General features: G+C 71.7%; 14 protein-coding genes, 1 pseudogene and 1 riboswitch. Of the genes and pseudogenes, 5 read left to right on the top strand and 10 right to left on the bottom strand.

Features of this window, described 5'->3' with window-relative positions:
* Window positions 1–4: 4 nt before the first annotated feature.
* Window positions 5–1,147, bottom strand: a complete 1,143-nt coding sequence (locus CLM62_RS17605) for a ferrochelatase (protein WP_095750824.1) — start codon at window positions 1,145–1,147, stop codon at window positions 5–7.
* A 150-nt stretch (window positions 1,148–1,297) separates the two neighbouring features.
* Here CLM62_RS17605 and CLM62_RS17600 point away from each other — a divergent pair, with 150 nt between their 5' ends.
* From CLM62_RS17600 to sepH, 3 genes are all read left to right on the top strand, one after another.
* Window positions 1,298–2,536: an MFS transporter gene (locus tag CLM62_RS17600; protein ID WP_095750823.1), complete on the top strand. Its 1,239-nt coding sequence runs from the start codon at window positions 1,298–1,300 to the stop codon at window positions 2,534–2,536.
* The gene (locus CLM62_RS17595) at window positions 2,496–3,815 is read left to right on the top strand and encodes a D-arabinono-1,4-lactone oxidase (protein ID WP_095750822.1); all 1,320 of its coding nucleotides are present in this window, start codon (window positions 2,496–2,498) and stop codon (window positions 3,813–3,815) included. The genes CLM62_RS17600 and CLM62_RS17595 overlap by 41 nt, the downstream gene beginning before the upstream one ends.
* 462 nt (window positions 3,816–4,277) lie before the next feature.
* On the top strand, window positions 4,278–5,324 hold the full coding sequence (gene sepH, locus CLM62_RS17590) for a septation protein SepH (protein WP_095750821.1): 1,047 nt from the start codon (window positions 4,278–4,280) through the stop codon (window positions 5,322–5,324).
* A gap of 143 nt (window positions 5,325–5,467) precedes the next feature.
* Here the strand turns inward: sepH and CLM62_RS17585 are convergent, their stop codons facing one another.
* Complete coding sequence (locus CLM62_RS17585) at window positions 5,468–6,319, bottom strand: sulfurtransferase (protein WP_095750820.1); 852 nt, start codon at window positions 6,317–6,319, stop codon at window positions 5,468–5,470.
* Window positions 6,320–6,625: 306 nt separating this feature from the next.
* Here CLM62_RS17585 and CLM62_RS17580 point away from each other — a divergent pair, with 306 nt between their 5' ends.
* Entirely contained in the window at window positions 6,626–7,429 is an 804-nt protein-coding gene (locus CLM62_RS17580) for a VOC family protein (RefSeq protein WP_095750819.1), read from the top strand.
* A 49-nt stretch (window positions 7,430–7,478) separates the two neighbouring features.
* On the opposite strand, the pseudogene CLM62_RS17575 reads toward CLM62_RS17580, so the two are convergent.
* The 4 genes and pseudogenes from CLM62_RS17575 to CLM62_RS17560 all read right to left on the bottom strand — a co-directional run.
* A pseudogene (locus tag CLM62_RS17575) lies at window positions 7,479–7,688 on the bottom strand (thymidine kinase); the annotation flags it as partial.
* 71 nt (window positions 7,689–7,759) lie between these two features.
* Entirely contained in the window at window positions 7,760–8,962 is a 1,203-nt protein-coding gene (locus tag CLM62_RS17570; protein WP_095750818.1) for an alkaline phosphatase family protein, read from the bottom strand.
* Window positions 8,962–9,558, bottom strand: a complete 597-nt coding sequence (locus CLM62_RS17565; protein ID WP_095750817.1) for a DUF5998 family protein — start codon at window positions 9,556–9,558, stop codon at window positions 8,962–8,964. The genes CLM62_RS17570 and CLM62_RS17565 overlap by 1 nt, the downstream gene beginning before the upstream one ends.
* A gap of 91 nt (window positions 9,559–9,649) precedes the next feature.
* A complete protein-coding gene (locus tag CLM62_RS17560; RefSeq protein ID WP_095750816.1) occupies window positions 9,650–12,523 on the bottom strand; it encodes a bifunctional GNAT family N-acetyltransferase/acetate--CoA ligase family protein in 2,874 nt (957 codons plus the stop codon).
* 207 nt (window positions 12,524–12,730) lie between these two features.
* On the opposite strand from CLM62_RS17560, the gene CLM62_RS17550 reads away from it, so the two are divergent.
* On the top strand, window positions 12,731–13,012 hold the full coding sequence (locus CLM62_RS17550; RefSeq protein ID WP_095750815.1) for an HPr family phosphocarrier protein: 282 nt from the start codon (window positions 12,731–12,733) through the stop codon (window positions 13,010–13,012).
* A gap of 170 nt (window positions 13,013–13,182) precedes the next feature.
* On the opposite strand, the gene CLM62_RS17545 is transcribed toward CLM62_RS17550, so the two are convergent.
* The 4 genes from CLM62_RS17545 to CLM62_RS17530 all read right to left on the bottom strand — a co-directional run bounded on the left by CLM62_RS17545 (window position 13,183) and on the right by CLM62_RS17530 (window position 18,040).
* Window positions 13,183–13,878 carry a GntR family transcriptional regulator gene (locus CLM62_RS17545; protein ID WP_095750814.1) on the bottom strand — a complete coding sequence of 232 codons (696 nt, stop codon included), beginning with the start codon at window positions 13,876–13,878 and terminating at the stop codon, window positions 13,183–13,185.
* A gap of 201 nt (window positions 13,879–14,079) precedes the next feature.
* A complete protein-coding gene (locus CLM62_RS17540) occupies window positions 14,080–14,865 on the bottom strand; it encodes a M23 family metallopeptidase (protein WP_095750813.1) in 786 nt (261 codons plus the stop codon).
* A 12-nt stretch (window positions 14,866–14,877) separates the two neighbouring features.
* Window positions 14,878–15,042: riboswitch (cyclic di-AMP (ydaO/yuaA leader) on the bottom strand.
* A gap of 215 nt (window positions 15,043–15,257) precedes the next feature.
* Window positions 15,258–16,646 (bottom strand): pitrilysin family protein, encoded by a 1,389-nt coding sequence (locus CLM62_RS17535; protein WP_095750812.1) that lies wholly within the window; start codon window positions 16,644–16,646, stop codon window positions 15,258–15,260.
* The gene (locus CLM62_RS17530; RefSeq protein ID WP_095750811.1) at window positions 16,643–18,040 is read right to left on the bottom strand and encodes a pitrilysin family protein; all 1,398 of its coding nucleotides are present in this window, start codon (window positions 18,038–18,040) and stop codon (window positions 16,643–16,645) included. The genes CLM62_RS17535 and CLM62_RS17530 overlap by 4 nt, the downstream gene beginning before the upstream one ends.
* Window positions 18,041–18,092 lie beyond the last annotated feature (52 nt).

Here is an 18,092-nt window from a genome sequence, read left to right as displayed (position 1 = left end):
CTCCTCACACGTAGGGACTGTCGGCGCCCGCGGCGGCGGGGCGCGGGGCGCGAGCCGGGCAGCAGCCGATCGGGCAGAGATGGTGATCGGGACCGAGCGCGCCCAGGGCGCAGGGGGTGACCTCCTGGCCGCGTTCGACCGCGGCGCGCTCCAGGACGAGGTCGCGGATCGCGGCGGCGAACCGCGGGTCGGCGCCGACGGTGGCCGAGCGGCGCATCGGCAGGCCCAGCTCCTCGGCCTTGGCCTTGGCCTCCGTGTCGAGGTCGTACAGGACCTCCATGTGGTCGGAGACGAAGCCGATGGGCGCGATGACGACCGCCGGAACCCCGGCCGCGTGCCCCTCCTCCAGGTGGTCGCAGATGTCGGGCTCCAGCCAGGGGATGTGCGGGGCGCCGGAGCGGGACTGGTAGACGAGCTGCCAGGGGTGGTCGACGCCGGTGCGCTCGCGGACGGCATCGGCGATCAGCTGCGCCACGTCCAGGTGCTGCCTGACGTACGCGCCGCCGTCGCCGTGGCCCTCGATGGGGCCGGAGGTGTCCGCGGACGCGGTCGGGATCGAGTGGGTCGAGAAGGCGATGTGGGCACCGTCGCGGACGTCCTCGGGGAGGTCGGCGAGGGACTCGATCACGCCGTCGATCATGGGCTCCAGGAAGCCCGGGTGGTTGAAGTAGTGCCGCAGCTTGTCGATCTTCGGCAGCTCCAGGCCCTCGGCCTCCAGGGCGGCCAGCGCGTCGGCGAGATTCTCGCGGTACTGGCGGCAGCCCGAGTAGGAGGCGTAGGCGCTGGTGGCGAGGACCAGGATGCGGCGGTGGCCGTCCGTGACCATCTCACGCAGGGTGTCCGTCAGGTAGGGCGCCCAGTTGCGGTTGCCCCAGTAGATCGGCAGGTCCAGGCCGTGGTCCGCGAAGTCCTTGCGGAGGGCGTCCAGCAGGGCGCGGTTCTGGTCGTTGATCGGGCTGACCCCACCGAACAGGAAGTAGTGCTGACCGACTTCCTTCAGGCGTTCCTTGGGGATACCGCGCCCCCGCGTCACGTTCTCCAGGAACGGAACCACGTCGTCCGGGCCCTCGGGGCCGCCGAACGAGAGCAGGAGCAGGGCGTCGTAGGGAGTGGCGTCGTGGGGGGTGACATCGAGCGCGTCTGGCATGGGTCGATCCTGCCACCCGGCACTGACAGCCCGGAAACGGCGGGGTGACCACTGCTGGTCGGCCCCGTCGGCAGGGGTGCGTTAGGGTCACCTAATCAGTAAGCTGTATCGACTGCGTTCGCACCTTACTGAGCCATTCCGGAGACCCCGTTGCCCAGCCCCTACCTCGCCCTGTTCGCCGCCCCCGGCTCCAAGGGCTTCTCCGCCGCGGGCCTCCTCGGCCGGATGCCGCTGTCGATGATGGGCATCGGCGTGGTGACCATGGTCTCCCAGCTGACCGGGCAGTACGGCCTGGCAGGTGCCCTGTCGGCCACCATCGCGCTCGCCGCCGCGGTGGCGGGTCCGCAGGTGTCGCGTCTGGTGGACCAGTACGGGCAGCGGCGGGTGCTGCGTCCGGCGACGCTGATCTCGCTCGTCGCGGCGGCGGTGCTGCTGTTCGCCGCGCACTACGGCTGGCCGGACTGGACGCTGTACGTGGCCTGCGTCGGCATCGGCTGCGTGCCCAGCGTCGGCGCGATGATCCGGGCCCGCTGGGCGGCGCTCTACCGGGGCACTCCGCAACTGCACACGGCGTACTCCTTCGAGTCCGTGATCGACGAGGTGTGCTTCATCTTCGGGCCGATCATCTCCATCGGGCTGTCCACGGCCTGGTTCTCGGAGGCCGGCCCGCTGCTCGCCGCCTGCTTCCTGGCGGTCGGCGTCTTCTGGCTGACCGCGCAGCGCGCCACCGAGCCCGCCCCGCATCCGCGCGAGCACCGCGGCTCCGGCACGGCCCTGCGCGCCCCGGGCCTGCAGGTCCTGGTGGCCACCTTCGTGGCGACCGGCGCGATCTTCGGAGCCGTCGACGTGGTCACCGTGGCCTTCGCCGACGAGCAGGGGCACAAGGGCGCCGCGAGCGTCGTCCTCGCGCTGTACGCGGCGGGCTCCTGCGTCGCCGGGATCGTGTTCGGGCTGCTGCGCTTCAAGGGAGCGCCCGAACCTCGCTGGCTGCTGGGCGTCTGCGCGATGGCCGTGAGTATGATCCCCCTCCTACTGGTCGGAAACTTGCCGCTTCTGGCCGTGGCGCTGTTCGTTGCGGGCTTGTCCATCGCTCCCACGATGATCACGACGATGTCCCTCATCGAGCAGCACGTACCACGCGCGCAACTGACCGAGGGCATGACCTGGGTGAGCACCGGGCTCGCGGTCGGGGTCGCGCTCGGCTCCTCCGTGGCCGGCTGGGTGATCGACGCCGCCGGTGCGCGGGCCGGGTACGGGGTTCCGGCGGTGTCCGGAGCCGTCGCGGTCGCGGTCGGTTTCCTCGGGTACCGCCGGCTCAGCAGGCCGGCTCCGCGTCGGGGAGGGACCGTTGAGCAGCACAGCGAGCGGGAAGAACGGCACATGGCGTAACTGGGGAGGCAATGTCGCCGCGCGACCCGCGCGGGAGGTCGCTCCCGCCTCCGTCGAGGAACTCTCCGACGCGGTGCGCAAGGCCGCCGAGGACGGCCTGAAGGTGAAGGCCGTCGGCTCCGGGCACTCCTTCACCTCCATCGCCGCCACGGACGGTGTGTTGATCCGCCCTCAACTCCTGACCGGCATCCGCGGCATTGATCGCGAGGCCGGCACGGTCACGGTCGAGGCCGGCACTCCGCTCAAGAGGCTCAACATGGCCCTGGCTCGCGAGGGTCTGTCGCTCACCAACATGGGCGACATCATGGAGCAGACGGTCTCCGGGGCGACCAGCACCGGTACGCACGGCACCGGCCGCGAGTCGGGCTCGATCGCCGCGCAGATCAAGGGGCTTGAGCTGGTCACGGCCGACGGCTCGGTGCTCACCTGCTCGGAGAAGGAGAATCCAGAAGTCTTCGCGGCGGCCCGAATAGGCCTGGGCGCCCTCGGGATAGTCACCGCGATCACCTTCGCCGTCGAGCCCATCTTCCTGCTCACGGCGCGCGAGGAGCCGATGCCCTTCGACAAGGTCGTGGCCGAGTTCGACCAACTGTGGGCCGAGAACGAGCACTTCGAGTTCTACTGGTTTCCACACACCGGCAGCACCAACACCAAGCGCAACAACCGCAGCGCGGGCCCGGAGCAGCCGGTGGGGCAGCTCGCGGGCTGGTTCGAGGACGAGTTCCTCTCCAACGGCGTCTTCCAGGTGGCCCAGTGGGTCGGCCGCGCGGTGCCCGCCACGGTGCCGGCGATCGCGCAGATCTCCAGCAAGGCGCTGTCCGCGCGGGCCTACACCGACATTCCCTACAAGGTCTTCACGTCGCCGCGCCGGGTGCGTTTCGTGGAGATGGAGTACGCCGTCCCGCGCGCGGCCCTGGCCGACACGCTGCGCGAACTCAAGGCGACGGTCGACCGTTCCGCCCTCCGGGTCAGCTTCCCGGTCGAGGTACGCACCGCCCCGGCCGACGACATCACGCTGTCCACCGCTTCGGGCCGCGACAGTGCGTACATCGCCGTCCACATGGCCAAGGGGGCGCCCTACCAGGCGTACTTCACCGCCGCCGAGCGGATCTTCACCGCGCACGAGGGCCGGCCGCACTGGGGCAAGGTGCACACACGGGACGCCGAGTACTTCGCCCAGGTGTACCCGCGCTTCGGCGAGTTCACGGCGTTGCGGGACCGGCTGGATCCCGATCGCCGGTTCCACAACGACTACTTGCGGCGGGTGTTGGGGGCGTAGCGGACGCGCTGGGGGACGGACTTGGTCAACCAACCGCGCGGAAGGCGACGTACGGCCGAAGCCATTAGTTCCGTTTCTGGCGATTGCGTGAAGTACGCCACGTTCAAGATCCGGAAAACCGTGCCACGACGGCCGGGCGCCATCCCTTGCCAGAAGTTGGGCGGCGTGCCAATCCACGCACGTGGCCCAAATGGAGTACTGTTGCGAGCCCTGGGTCCGGTCTCCCGCCAGGGCGTCCGTGGCCTTCAAGGACCGCCATGAGGGGGCTAGTTGCACAGGGTGACGGAGTTGGTCACTTAGCGTTGCGAATAGGTAACCGTGCCATAACGGCGTTCCAGGGCCAGTGCCCGACACGCCGGGCAACTCGGCAAGGTTGTGGCAGGCTGCACCCGGGCAGGCCACACTCGACTAGCGGAAGCAGCGACGCACGTGACGTCGGCAGGCACCACCCGGGAGGTCCCCATGCCCGAACTGCGTGTCGTGGCCGTCTCCAATGACGGCACACGGCTGGTGCTGAAGGCTGCCGACTCTACGGAGTACACGCTTCCCATCGACGAACGCCTGCGCGCCGCCGTGCGCGGCGACCGTCCCCGCCTCGGCCAGATCGAGATCGAGGTGGAGAGCCATCTCCGCCCCCGAGACATCCAGGCGCGTATACGAGCAGGCGCGACCGCGGAAGAGGTCGCGCAGATGGCCGGGATCCCCGTCGATCGCGTACGGCGCTTCGAGGGCCCTGTGCTCGCGGAGCGCGCCTTCATGGCCGAGCGGGCCAGGAAGACCCCCGTCCGCCGTCCCGGCGAGAACGCCGCCGGACCCCAGCTCGGCGAGGCCGTCCAGGAGCGACTGCTGCTGCGCGGCGCCGAGAAGGACACCGTCCAGTGGGACTCGTGGCGCCGCGACGACGGCACGTGGGAAGTCCTGCTGGTCTACCGGGTCGCGGGCGAACCCCACTCGGCGAGCTGGACGTACGACCCGCCCAGGCGGCTCGTCCAGGCCGTCGACGAGGAGGCGCGCTCGCTGATCGGCGAGTCCGACGACCTCGCCGCCAGCCCGGAGCCCAGCTTTCCCTTCGTACCGCGCATCGCACGGCTGCCGCGCGACCGTCCGCTGGACCGCGCCCTCGACCGGGAGCGGCCGAGCCTGCCGCCCTCGCTCGACGAGCCCGCCGAGGAGAGCGCGGGCGAGCGGGACTCGCTGACCAGCCTGCTGGAGGCGGTGCCCAGCTTCCGGGGCGACCTGGTGGTCCCGGAACGCCCGGTGGAGGAACCCGAGGTGGAGGAGCCCTCCGCCCCGGAACCCGAGGAGGAGGAGCCACCGGCCCCCGCGGCCTCGGCCGGTTCCGCCTACGCGGACGTCCTCATGCCCCGTTCCGTCACCAGCCACCGCGACCGCCTGATCGGCGCCACCGACCGCCAGGCGGAGGCGGACGGCGTCCGCCCGGGCCGCCGAGCGGCCGTCCCGAGCTGGGACGAGATCGTGTTCGGCACACGGCGCAAGAAGCAGGAGTAGGAAGCAGCAGCGGTCGGTCGTGCGACATCGGGATCAGTCGTACGACACCGGATCAGTCGTACGACGTCTGGAGGGGCCCGCGCCGGTCGGTGCGGGCCCCTCCAGGTGTGCGCCTACTGGGCGTCGGACGCCACGGCCTGTGCCTACTGAGGGTCGGGCCCCACGGCGACCGGCCGCGACGGATCCGAGGACCACTCCGACCAGGAGCCGACGTACAGCGCCGCCGGGATTCCCGCGACCGCCAGCGCCAGCACCTCATGGGCGGCCGAGACGCCCGAGCCGCAGTACACCCCGACCTCCGAGCCGTCGGACACGCCCAGTGCCTTGAACCGGGCGCCCAACTCCTCCGCGGGCAGGAAGCGTCCGTCCGCCCCCACGTTCTCGTTCGTGGGCGCGGACACGGCCCCGGGGATGTGCCCGCCGACCGGATCGATCGGCTCCACCTCGCCCCGGTACCGCTCTCCCGCCCGCGCGTCCAACAGCACCCCGGAACGCGCCAGCGCAGCGGCCTCGTCCGCGTCCAGCAGCCCGGTCGCGCCCGGCACCGGCTGGAAGTCGCCCTCGGCCGGCTCGGGCACCTCCGTCGACAGCTCCCCCTGCCACGCCGGCAACCCGCCGTCGAGGACCCGCACGTCCGGGTGACCCGTCCAGCGCAACAGCCACCAGGCGCGGGCAGCCGCCCAGCCCTGCCCGCCGTCGTACACGACCACCGGCGTCCCGGACGAGACGCCCGCGCGGCGCATGGCGGCGCCGAACTCCGCGAGGTCGGGCAGCGGGTGCCGACCGCCGGTGCCGGGCGTCGCGGCGAGCTCCCTGTCCAGGTCGACGAAGACGGCGCCGGGAATGTGCCCGGCCGCGTACTCGGCACGGCCGTCGAACGACGGCTCCCCGGCCGCCTTGGCGACGCTCAGCTGCCAGCGGACGTCGAGCAGGACCGGCGGGTTCTGGCCCGCCAGGTGGCCGGCGAGTTCGGATGCGAAGATGATGGCGTTCATGGCCACCATCCTCGCGCACGGGGTGGCCCCTTCGCCCATGTCCGGCTACTCTGCCCGCCGGGCAGGCCCGATCACGAGGCGTACTGGATCGGGCACATGCTGTACAGCCGATCGACACCTGTAGGCCATCACCCGGACACGGTCGGGAACGCGGACAGCGGGCATTCTCCGGGCACGGGCACGGGCACGGGCACGGGCCACGGCCCGGCGACGCGCCCGGGGCGCGCGGGGGTGCGAGCATCGGCACGGGGTTCCGTCGGAGCGGAAGCGACATGGCCACCGCGAGGGGCCGAGGAGAGAGTGACGATGACCGAGCCAAGGGGGTCGGCCGGCCCGAACGGCGAGACGCACGCTCGGCACGTGCCCGGCACGCCCTGCTGGGTGAGTCTGATGGTGCACGGGATGGCCGCGACCCAGGAGTTCTACGGATCGCTGTTCGGCTGGGAGTTCCGGCCGGGCCACCAGCAACTCGGCCCCTACGTCCGGGCCCTGCTCGACGGACACGAGGTGGCCGGAATCGGCCAACTGCCGCCCGACCGCCACCTTCCCCTCGCCTGGACGCCCTACCTCGCCTCGGACGACGTGGATTTGACGGCTGAAACGGTACGGCTGTGCGGCGGCACGGTCGGGGTGGGCCCGCTGGACGCGGGGGAGGCCGGACGCCTGATGATCGGCTCCGATCCGTCGGGCGCCGTCTTCGGGGTGTGGCAGGCGGCGGCGCACCTCGGCACGTCCATCGGCGGGGTGCCCGGGACGCCGGCCTGGCACGAGTTGCTGACCTTCGAGTCCGTGAGCGTCGCCAAGTTCTACGAGACGGTGTTCGGTCACGAGGAGGAGCCGGTGGTGTCCACCGACTTGGATTACGTGACCCTGCACATCGGCGGCCGCCCCGTCGCCGGCATCCACGGCGTGGGAGGCGCCGTGCCCCGCGACCGGGGGCCGCACTGGGTGACGTACTTCGAAGTGGCCGACACGGACGAGGCGGCGGCCCACGTGGCGGACCTGGGCGGCCACGTCCTCAAACAGCCCCGGGACAGCGCCCACGGCCGGGTGGCGATGGTGGCGGACCCGGAGGGCGCGCGGTTCTCGCTGCTGCGGCGGCCGCGCTGATCCTGGCCGGCGGTCAGCCACGGATCAACCGTGTGAACAACGCCGCAGGTCAAGGCAGCTGGCCTGCGATGCTCACCGACGCGCTGGTCATCCGGCGGCGGTGGTGGCGTCGGCACAGCACCTCGTAACCGACCTCCGCGGCCGGGCGGTTCACATCTCCGACGACGACCTGCTCGCCCTCCACCACCATCTCGCCGCCCAGCGTGCGGGCGTTGTGCGCGGCGCGCGCCCCGCACCAGCACATCGCCTCCACTTGCAGAAGAACACCAGCTCGGGCATGGCGGGTTGAGCACCTTGCGGTCTTCGGTGGCGGATGGTGGCCGGCGGACGTCAGGAGCGTACTTCGAGCAGCGGGACGAGCTGCTCGGCGGGGGTCATCGAACCGTGGTTGCCGACCATCGACGACTCCTTCGGCTCCCGCTCCGAGGCGATGAGGAGCACGTCGTCGCGCGCGGCGGCGACCACGTCGCCGATCCGGTCGTACACCCGCCGCTCGACCTGGTCGGGCCGCCCGAACCAGCCGGCCGCGACCGCCTCGTCCCGCGAGGCCACCCAGAACTGCTCGCCGATGACCTCGCGCCAGCAGGTCAGCACGTCGCTCTCGGCGCCCGGCACCGCGTAGACGTGCCGGGCGCGGCCCTCGCCGCCCAGCAGGGCGACCCCGGCGCGCAGTTCCCAGTCCGCGTCGAAGTCGATGCGGTGCTGCTCGTCGAAGGGCACGTCGATCATGCCGTGGTCGGCGGTGACATAGAGCGCGGTGCGCGGGGGCAGTTGCTCGGCCAGGCGCTGGACCAGCCGGTCGACGTGCATCAGGCGGCCGCGCCAGGTGTCGGAGTCGACGCCGAAGCGGTGGCCGGCGCCGTCGACCTCGGCGTAGTACGTGTAGACCAGGGAGCGGTCTCCGGCGGCCAGTTGCTCGGCCGCGAGGTCCATGCGCTCCTCGCCGGACATCCGCCCGTGGAACGTGCCGCCGCTGAGCGCGACCTTGGTCAGCGGGGTGGTCTCGAAGGTGGGGGACGACACCTGCGCGGCGTGCACACCGGCCCGGTCGGCCAGTTGGAAGACGGTGGGGTACGGCTGCCAGACGTGCGGCGCGGTCCACGGCTGCCAGCGCAGCTGGTTCATCAGCTCGCCGGTGTCCGGATTGCGCACGGTGTAGCCGGGCAGGCCATGGGCGCCGGGGGGCAGACCGGTGCCGATGGAGGCGAGGGAGGTCGCGGTGGTGGCCGGGAATCCGGCGGTGATCGGACGCCCGGTGCCGCCGCGCGAGGTGCCGAGGAGCGAGTTCATGAAGGGGGCTTCGTCCGGGTGCGCCCGCAGCTGCTCCCAGCCGAGGCCGTCGATCAGGAACACGCAGTTCCGGTCGGCGGCGGTGAGCTCCGGGATCGCCGCGGTCATGCCCGGTACGGCCAGGCCGGCGGCCAGTGTGGGCAGCAGGTCGGCGAGGGAACCGGTGCCGTACGCGGGGACGGGCGCGGAGTCGAGGGCGAGCGGTTCCGGGTGGGCGTCCCAGGCGGAGGCGGGCTGCGCCATCAGCGGGTGACGTCCGCGGTCGCCTCGGAGATGGCCTGCGCGAAGGCGAGCGCCTGGCGCACCGTCTCCGGGCCGTCCCCGGCCTCGCTCACGCGCAGACTCAGGTCGTCCGCCGTCGAGTTGCCCGTGTAGCCGTGGTCGGCCTCGCAGTTGGGGTCGCCGCAGGCGGCGGGCTCCAGGTCGATCCGGGAGACGGCGCCCCAGCCGATGGTCAGCACGACCTCGCGGGGCAGCGTGCCCGGCGAGTACTGCTCCGGGTTGGCGACCACGCGGCTGATCACGACCGACGAGATCCGGCCGAGTTTGACCGACTCCGTGGAGGTCGTGGCGTACGGCGTCGGGGACGTGCTGTCGGCGGCCTGCTCGTCGGTGTGGCTGACGATGAAGCGGTTGCCGGTGAGGACGAGGACGGTCACATGCCGCCGCACCTCGTTCTGGTCGAACGTCGTCTCCTGATGGACCAGGTACGACTGGATGGGCTCGCCGCCCACAGCGGCCTCCACCGCCTCGGCCACGAGGGCCGGGTAGTAGCCGCTGCGCTCGATCGCCGCACGCAGCCCCTGGGTCGTCGTACTGGTCTTGGCCATGACGCCCATCCTACGGCGACCCACTGACTGCGAGGGACGCTCACGGCGGTCTCCGTCGGGCCCGGCCGGTCCCGGGCACCCCGATGGGCGTCCGTACGCGTCAGTACGCCGGGAGCGTCCTCGGGCCGAGGTCGTCGCGGGCCGGCGGGGGCGCCAGGCGGACGGAGGCGCCGAGGACGCTCAGGCCGCGCGGGGCGACGACGACCGGCTCCAGGGTGACCGCGACGACCTCGGGGTGGTCGTCGACCAGCCGGGAGACCCGCAGCAACAGCTCTTCGAGGGCGGATGCGTCGACCGGGGCCGAGCCGCGCCAGCCGAAGAGAAGGGGCGCCGTACGAATCGAACGGATGAGCGAGGTCGCCTCGCGGTCGGTGACGGGAATCAGCCGGTGTGCCATGTCCCCGAGCAGCTGGGTGGCGGCCCCGGCCAACCCGAACGACAGTACGGCCCCGGCCGCCGGGTCGATGACGGCCCGCACGACGGTGTCGACTCCCCGCGGTGCCATCCCCTGCACCACCGGCCGCAGCTCCTGAGGCGTCCCGAACAGCTCGGTCAACTCGGCGTACGCCCGTCGCAGTTGCTCCTCGTCCGCGAGATCCAGGCGTACGCCGCCGAGGTCGGCGCGGTGTCGCAGGTGCGGGGCGGTGGCCTTGAGGGCGACCGGGTAGCCGAGGGTGCGGGCGGCGCGGGCGGCATCGTCGGCGGTGGGGGCGGGCAGGGCACGGTGGACATGCACGCCGTACTTCCCGAGCAGCTCGCAGGTCTCCTCGGTACCGAGGGTGAGCCCCTGCCCGCGCGCGAGCAGCCCGCCGATCAGCTCGGCGGCCCCCTTCTCGTCGATGTCCTCGTACTCCGGCACCTTCCCGGGCTCGGCGACCTCCCGCCGCCACCGCGCGTACCGCACGACTTCGGAAAGGGCCCGGACGGCACGCTCCGCGGCGGGGTAGGCGGGGATGAGACGGGAGCCGTTCTGGGGGGCGGGTACGTCCTGCGTCGGTGCGGTGGGCAGTCGTTCCGCAGGGCGATGGGGGTCCCCCCGCTCGAGCGAAGCCGAGAGTGGGGGAGGGTGGGCACCGCCGGCAACGCCGGGCACCGTGGAACCCGCCTGTGGTGCAGTACTGGCCGCAGCCGACAACGCCTCCGCAAGCCCCCCGAGCTCCACATGCACCACCAGCACCGGCTTCCCCGGCACCCGCTCCACAGCGGACCGAAGCGCCTCCGCCAACGCCGCATCCCCGGCCAACCCCTCCCCAACAGCCGGTATCGCCGTCACCACCACCGCATCGCACGCCTCATCCGCCAACGCCCGAGACAACGCCGCATGAAAGTCCCCCGGCGACGCCCCCGTCGTCAGATCCAACGGAGGCAACGGCCGCAAACCCTCGGAGAGACACGCGTCGTACGTCAGCACCCCCAACGACTCGGAGTTCCCCAGAATCGCCACCCGCGACCCCGCGGGCAGCGGCTGCCGCGCGAGCAGCAACCCCGTGTCCACCAACTCCGTGATCGTGTCCACCCGGATCACCCCGGCCTGCCGGAGCAACGCGGACACCGTGGCGTGCGGCAACCGAGTCGCCCGTACGGCATGCCCCTGCGGAGCGGAACCGGCCCCCTGCACCACGACCAGCGGCTTCGCCGCCGCCGTCCGCCGCGCGAGCCGCGTGAACTTGCGCGGGTTGCCGATGGACTCCAGGTACATGAGGACGACATCGGTGTCGGTGTCGTCGTACCAGTACTGAAGGACGTCGTTGCCGGACACGTCCGCCCGGTTGCCGGACGAGACGAAGGTCGACACCCCGGTCACCCCGGTGACCCCGCCACCGCGCCGGTGCAGCCGGGACAGCAGGGCGATACCGATGGCGCCGGACTGCGCGAACAGCCCGATCCGCCCAGGCCGGGGCATTTCGGGCGCGAGGGAGGCGTTCAGGCGGACGTCCGGGGAGGTGTTGATGACCCCGAACGCGTTCGGCCCGATGATCCGCATGCCGTACGCGCGCGCGTGCCGGACGAGTTCCCGCTGCCGCTCACGCCCCTCGGGCCCGCTGTCGGCGTACCCGGCGGAGAGCACGACGAGCCCCTGCACGCCATGGGCGCCGCACTCCTCGACGACCTCCGGGACATGCTCAGCGGGCACGGCGACGACCGCGAGGTCGACCGGCCCCTCGATGTCCCGCACCGAGCGGTACGCGGGCACCCCGTCGATTTCCTTCTGCCCCTCGGGGAAGGCCCTGTTCACGGCGTACATCCGACCGGTGAACCCGGCGTCCCTGATGTTGTCGAGGACGCTGCGCCCGACGCCGCCGGGCGCGCGGCCGGTCCCGACGACGGCGACGGAGCCGGGCATGAGCAGCCGCTGCACGGACCGCGCCTCGGCGCGCTGTTCGCGCGCGTACTGCACGGCGAGCGAGCGGTCCGTCGGCTCCAGGTCGAACTCCAGGCGTACGACGCCGTCCTCGAAGCTGCGCTTCTGGGTGTACCCGGCATCCGTAAACACCTTGATCATCTTGGTGTTGGCGGGCAGCACCTCGGCGGCGAACCGGCGGATCCCACGCTCGCGCGCGACGGCCGCGATGTGTTCCAGGAGGGCGGAGGCGACCCCGCGCCCCTGGTGGGCGTCCTGCACGAGGAAGGCGACCTCGGCCTCCTCGGCGGGAGCGGAGGCGGGCATGCCGTCGGCGCCGATGCGGTCGTAGCGTACGGTGGCGATGAACTCGCCGCCGATCGTGGCCGCGAGTCCCACCCGGTCCACAAAGTCGTGGTGCGTGAAGCGGTGGACGTCCTTGGCGGACAGGCGAGGGTAGGGCGCGAAGAAGCGGTAGTACTTCGACTCGTCCGAGACCTGCTCATAGAAGCTGACGAGGCGATCGGCGTCATCAACGGTGATGGGCCGGATGCGCGCGGTACCGCCGTCGCGCAGCACCACGTCGGCCTCCCAGTGGGCGGGATACTCATGCCGGTCCGGCGAGGTCTGCATGGGCCCCAGAGTACGGCTCGCGTACGACAACGGCGCGGGGCGGTCTCGCGTCCGACGACGGCGCGGGGCAGTCTGTGGAGGACGGAAGTCGGGCCGAGGCCGCGGCCCGACGACACCTGAGGGGCGGGACGAAGGACCGCTCCGGGCATGCTTCACGATATGGGAAACTGGTCTAGACAACCCTGATACACCGAAGGGCAGCATCACATGGCTGAGCGCCGCGTCAACGTCGGCTGGGCCGAGGGTCTTCACGCCCGCCCCGCTTCCATCTTCGTCCGGGCCGCCACGGCCGCAGGCATCCCGATGACGATCGCCAAGGCCGACGGCAACCCCGTCAACGCGGCCTCCATGCTGGCCGTCCTCGGCCTGGGCGCCCAGGGCGGCGAGGAGATCGTTCTCGCCTCCGACGCCGAGGGTGCGGACGCGGCCCTCGACCGTCTCGCGAAGCTGGTCTCCGAGGGGCTCGAGGAACTCCCCGAGACCGTCTGAGCAAGCTGAGCACCCAATTGACGCTCGCGGCGGTCGTCGCCTGAAAGACGCACCTCCAGCAGCACCGAAGGGCTCGTCCGAATTATCGGGCGAGCCCTTCGTATTTCCCGTTCACGGGCAGCGAAAATAATCCCCCGCGAATTACACCCTCTTTGTATACGGCTCCCGTGTTAATGCCGCAGGCTCGTCATGTTTACGGGATGTTGCGAGTTCCTCACACGCTCCACGCGCTCCGGGCCGGAGGCGAAGCGCAGTCGGTGCGCGGTCGTCGCGCGCTCCGTGTGCAGCGCCGTGAGACCCCGCGCGCGCTCGCTGTCGCCGCGCGCCACGGCGTCGACGATCGCGCCGTGTTCCGTCCAGGACTCCACGGGGTTGGCCGGCGCCTCCACGGCGTACATCCAGGCGATCTTGTGGCGCAGCTGGGTCAGCATCGAGGTGAGCGCGGGGCTGCCGGAGGCCTGCGCGAGCGTCTCGTGGAACCAGCCCCCCAGGGAGCGCAGGTCCTCGCTGTTGCCCCGCCTGGCCCGCTCCTGGCCCAGCCGGACCAGTCCGCGCAGCACCTTCAGGTGCGCCTCGGTGCGCCGCTGGGCGGCCCGGTAGGCGCCGAGCGGCTCCAGGAGCATGCGCATCTCCAGCAGGTCGGCACCCTCCTGCTCGGTGGGTTCCGCGACGCACGCGCCCGCGTGCCGCCTGGTCACCACGAAGCCCTCCGCCTCCAGTGTGCGCAGGGCCTCCCGGACGGGGACGCGCGAGACGCCGTAGCGGCGGGCGAGCAGTTCCTCGGTGAGCCGGCTGCCGCGCTCGTAGACACCCGCGACGATGTCGTCCCGGATCGCCGTGCATACCGAGTGCGCCGGAATACGCATGACCGACCTCCGCCTTAATCCCCGTGAAACGTCGACGATTGACGTGTGTTCAGTGACTCTATTGCAATGAGCCGGAATTTCCGACGGCGGGCCGGAATCCATGGATATTTTTTGGACAGCGGGTCGTCGGAAACACCGAAATCCCCGGCTCGGGGAGCCGGGGCTTCGGGGTGTCTCGCCGTGGTGTCTCGCCGTCTGTCGTCAGACGTTCACGCCGTGCGAGCGGAGGTAGGCCACGGGGTCGATGTCCGAGCCGTACTCGGCCGTCGTACGGGCCTCGAAGTGCAGGTGCGCTCCGGTGACGTTGCCGGTCGCGCCGGAGAGGCCTATCTGCTGGCCCGGGGTGACCGTCTGGCCCACCGAGACCCCGATGGACGACAGATGGCCGTACTGGGTGTACGTGCCGTCGTTCATCTTGATCACGATCTGGTTGCCGTACGACCCGGCCCAGCCGGCCTCGACGACGGTGCCGGAGCCGACCGCGTGGACGGACGTGCCGCTCGAGGCGTGGAAGTCGACGCCGGTGTGGCTGCCGGAGGACCAGACGGCGCCGCCGGTCTTGTAGCCGGTCGAGATGTACGAGCCGGAGATCGGGGAGACGAAGGTGTTGAGGCGCTTGCGCTCGGCCTCGCGGGCGGCGCGCTCCTTGGCCTCGCGCGCCTCCTTGGCGGCCTCGGCGGCCCTCTTGCGCGCGGCCTCCTCGGCCTTCTTGCGCGCCTCGGCGGCCTGCTGCTTCGCCTCGGCCTCCTCGGCGGCCTGCTGCTGCGCGGTGGCCTGGGCGTCGATCTGGTCGGCGATCGAGTTTCCGATGGTGATGACGGGGGTGAGACCGGTCTGCTCGGCGGCGGGTTCGGCGGCGAGCGCCGGAGCGGCCAGGGTGCCGATGACGCCGGTGGTGGCGATCGCCGCGACGCCTGCCGCCTGGGCGGTGCCGCGCTTCATCCGGCCGGTACGACGGTGCTTCCCGGTGGCGCACATGAACGCCATGTAGTGGCTGGTCCTTTCCTTCCCTCTCGCCTACCGGGTTAGCTGACGGGTTCGGAGCAGGAAGGTCTCCTACGGACCCCCTCGCTGCGCGCGCGGGCGTCCGATTCACCCCAGGGACTGCGGTGGGTCCCCGGCTCCCCTGGCTCGCGCCGTACGGGGACTCGGCGATGACTGTCCGGTGCCGCGGGCGCGGCGCAGTGCCTGACGGACAGCCCGCATGAAGCTAAACGGGGCCCCTGTCAATCCTCAAACAGATCAGGGCTTTTGTAGCGCATGCCACAGGGCAGACAGGCAACCTCTCCCTCAATTCGGACATTAAGGGGCCCTGGTGACTCTTGCGTCACCAGGGCCCCTACGCGCGCGTACGGCTGCTCCCGCGCCTGCTCCTGCACCTACTCCGCGGAAACGACGGTGACTTGACCGATGCCGAGGGCCTCCACGGGCTTCTTGATCTGCGCCGCGTCGCCAACGAGGATCGTCACCAGACGGTCCACCGGGAAGGCGCTCACGGCCGCCGCCGTGGCCTCCACGGTGCCGGTCGCGGCGAGTTGCTGGTACAGCGTCGCCTGGAAGTCGTCCGGCAGGTGCTGCTCCACCTGGTCGGCCAGCGTGCTCGCCACGGCCGCGGCGGTCTCGTACTTCAGCGGCGCCACCCCGACGAGGTTCTGCACGGCGACGTCACGCTCGGCGTCGGTCAGTCCCTCCGCCGCGAGCGTGCGCAGCACCGTCCACAGGTCCTGCAGGGCCGGACCGGTGTTGGGGGTGTCGACGGAGCCGCTGATGGCGAGCATCGCGGCACCCGTGCCGTCGGGCGCGGACCTGAGGACCTGCCCGAACGCCCGCACGCCGTAGGTGTAGCCCTTCTCCTCGCGCAGGACGCGGTCCAGGCGGGAGGTGAGGGTGCCGCCGAGGCAGTACGTGCCGAGCACCTGCGCGGGCCACACCCGATCGTGCCGGTCCGGGCCGAGGCGGCCGATGAGCAGCTGCGTCTGGACGGCGCCCGGACGGTCCACGATGACGACCCGGCCGGTGTCGTCGGCGGTCGCCGGCGGCACCGGCCGCGGCTGGGCCGAGGAGCCGGTCCAGGAGCCGAGCGTGTCGCCGAGCAGCCCGTCGAGCTCGATCCCGGTGAGGTCGCCGACGACCACGACGGTGGCGGTGGCGGGACGGACGTGCTTCTCGTAGAAGGCGCGTACGGCCGCGGAGTCGATGGCGGCGACCGTCTCCTCGGTGCCCTGACGGGGACGCGACATGCGCGAGGTCGCCGGGAACAGCTCCTTGGAGAGCTCCTTGGCGGCGCGGCGCGAGGGGTTGGCCAGCTCGTGCGGGATCTCGTCGAGGCGGTTGCGCACCAGCCGCTCGACCTCGCTGTCGGCGAACGCGGGCGCCCTGAGGGCGTCGGCGAGCAGGCCCAGCCCCTTGGCCAGGCGCGAGGCCGGAACCTCCAGGGACAGACGTACGCCGGGGTGGTCGGCGTGCGAGTCGAGCGTGGCGCCGCAGCGCTCCAGCTCGGCGGCGAAGTCCTCGGCGGAGTGCTTGTCGGTGCCTTCGGAGAAGGCCCGCGCCATGATCGTGGCGACGCCGTCCAGGCCGGCCGGCTCGGCCTCCAGGGGCGCGTCCAGGAGCACCTCCACGGCGACGACCTGCTGGCCGGGGCGGTGGCAGCGCAGGACCGTCAGGCCGTTGTCGAGCGCCCCGCGCGCGGGGGCCGGGAACGCCCAGGGCCTGGCCTCGCCCGCCCGGGGCTGGGGGTGGAACTCCATCGTGGCGAGCTCGGTCACTTGGCCGCCTCCTCGTTGTCGTCGGTGGCTTCCACGGTGGCCTCGGCCTCCGGGTCTTCAGGGGGATTCGCGTCCTCGGTGTGCTCCGCGATCTCCGCGGAGATCGGCTCGTAGACGAGCACGGCGCGATTGTCGGGGCGCAGGCGGGCCTTGGCGACCTCCTGGACCTCCTCGGCCGTGACCTCCAGCACGCGCTGTACGGCGGTGAGGGCGAGCTGCGGGTCGCCGAACAGGACGGCGTACCGGCACAGTTCGTCGGCGCGGCCGGCGACCGTACCGAGCCGGTCCAGCCACTCGCGCTCCAACTGGGCCTGGGCGCGTTCCATTTCCTCGGCCGTGGGGCCCTCCTCGGCGAACCGGGCGAGCTCCTCGTCGATGGCGGTCTCGATGACCGGTACCTCGACGTCGCCGGAGGTCTTCACGTCCAGCCAGCCCAGGGAGGGCGCTCCGGCCAGCCGCAGCAGGCCGAAGCCGGCCGCGACGGCCGTACGGTCGCGTCGTACGAGCCGGTTGTACAGGCGGGAGGACTCGCCGCCGCCGAGGACGGTGAGCGCCAGGTCTGCCGCGTCGCACGCGCGCGTGCCGTCGTGCGGCAGCCGGTAGGCCGCCATCAGGGCGCGGGCCGGGACCTCCTCCTCGACGACCTCGCGCAGCTGCTCGCCGATGACCTCGGGCAGCGAGCCGTCGCGCGGGGCGGGCTTGCCGTCGTGCCCGGCGATGGACCCGAAGTACTTCTCGATCCAGGCGAGCGTCTGCTCCGGGTCGATGTCGCCGACCACGGAGAGTACGGCGTTGTTGGGCGCGTAGTAGGTGCGGAAGAACGCGCGCGCGTCTTCCAGGGTCGCCGCGTCCAGGTCGGCCATCGAGCCGATCGGGGTGTGGTGGTAGGGGTGGCCCTCCGGGTAGGCGAGGGCGGTCAGCTTCTCGAACGCCGTACCGTAGGGGACGTTGTCGTAGCGCTGCCGACGCTCGTTCTTCACGACGTCCCGCTGGTTCTCCATCGACTCGTCGTCGAGGGCGGCGAGCAGGGAGCCCATGCGGTCGGCCTCCAGCCAGAGGGCGAGCTCCAGCTGGTGGGTGGGCATGGTCTCGAAGTAGTTGGTGCGCTCGAAGCTGGTGGTGCCGTTCAGCGAGCCGCCCGCGCCCTGGATCAGCTCGAAGTGGCCGTTGCCCTTGACCTGGGCCGAGCCCTGGAACATCAGGTGCTCGAAAAGGTGAGCAAGGCCGGTACGCCCCTTGACTTCGTGGCGCGAGCCGACGTCGTACCAGAGGCACACCGCTGCGACCGGGGTCAGGTGATCTTCGGAGAGCACCACGCGCAGCCCGTTGGCCAGGCGGTGCTCGGTCGCTGTCAGGCCCCCGGAGCCTGCCTGGGCTGTGGCCGTGTGACCCATGGGCATGTACGTCCCTTCGATCGCGGTCGCGGTCCTCGAAACCGCGGTTTTC

It is taken from the genome of Streptomyces sp. SA15, assembly GCF_002291145.1.
Lineage (GTDB): Bacteria > Actinomycetota > Actinomycetes > Streptomycetales > Streptomycetaceae > Streptomyces.
Note: the sequence above shows the minus strand (reverse complement) of the source record. Positions and strands in the feature narration are given on the sequence as shown.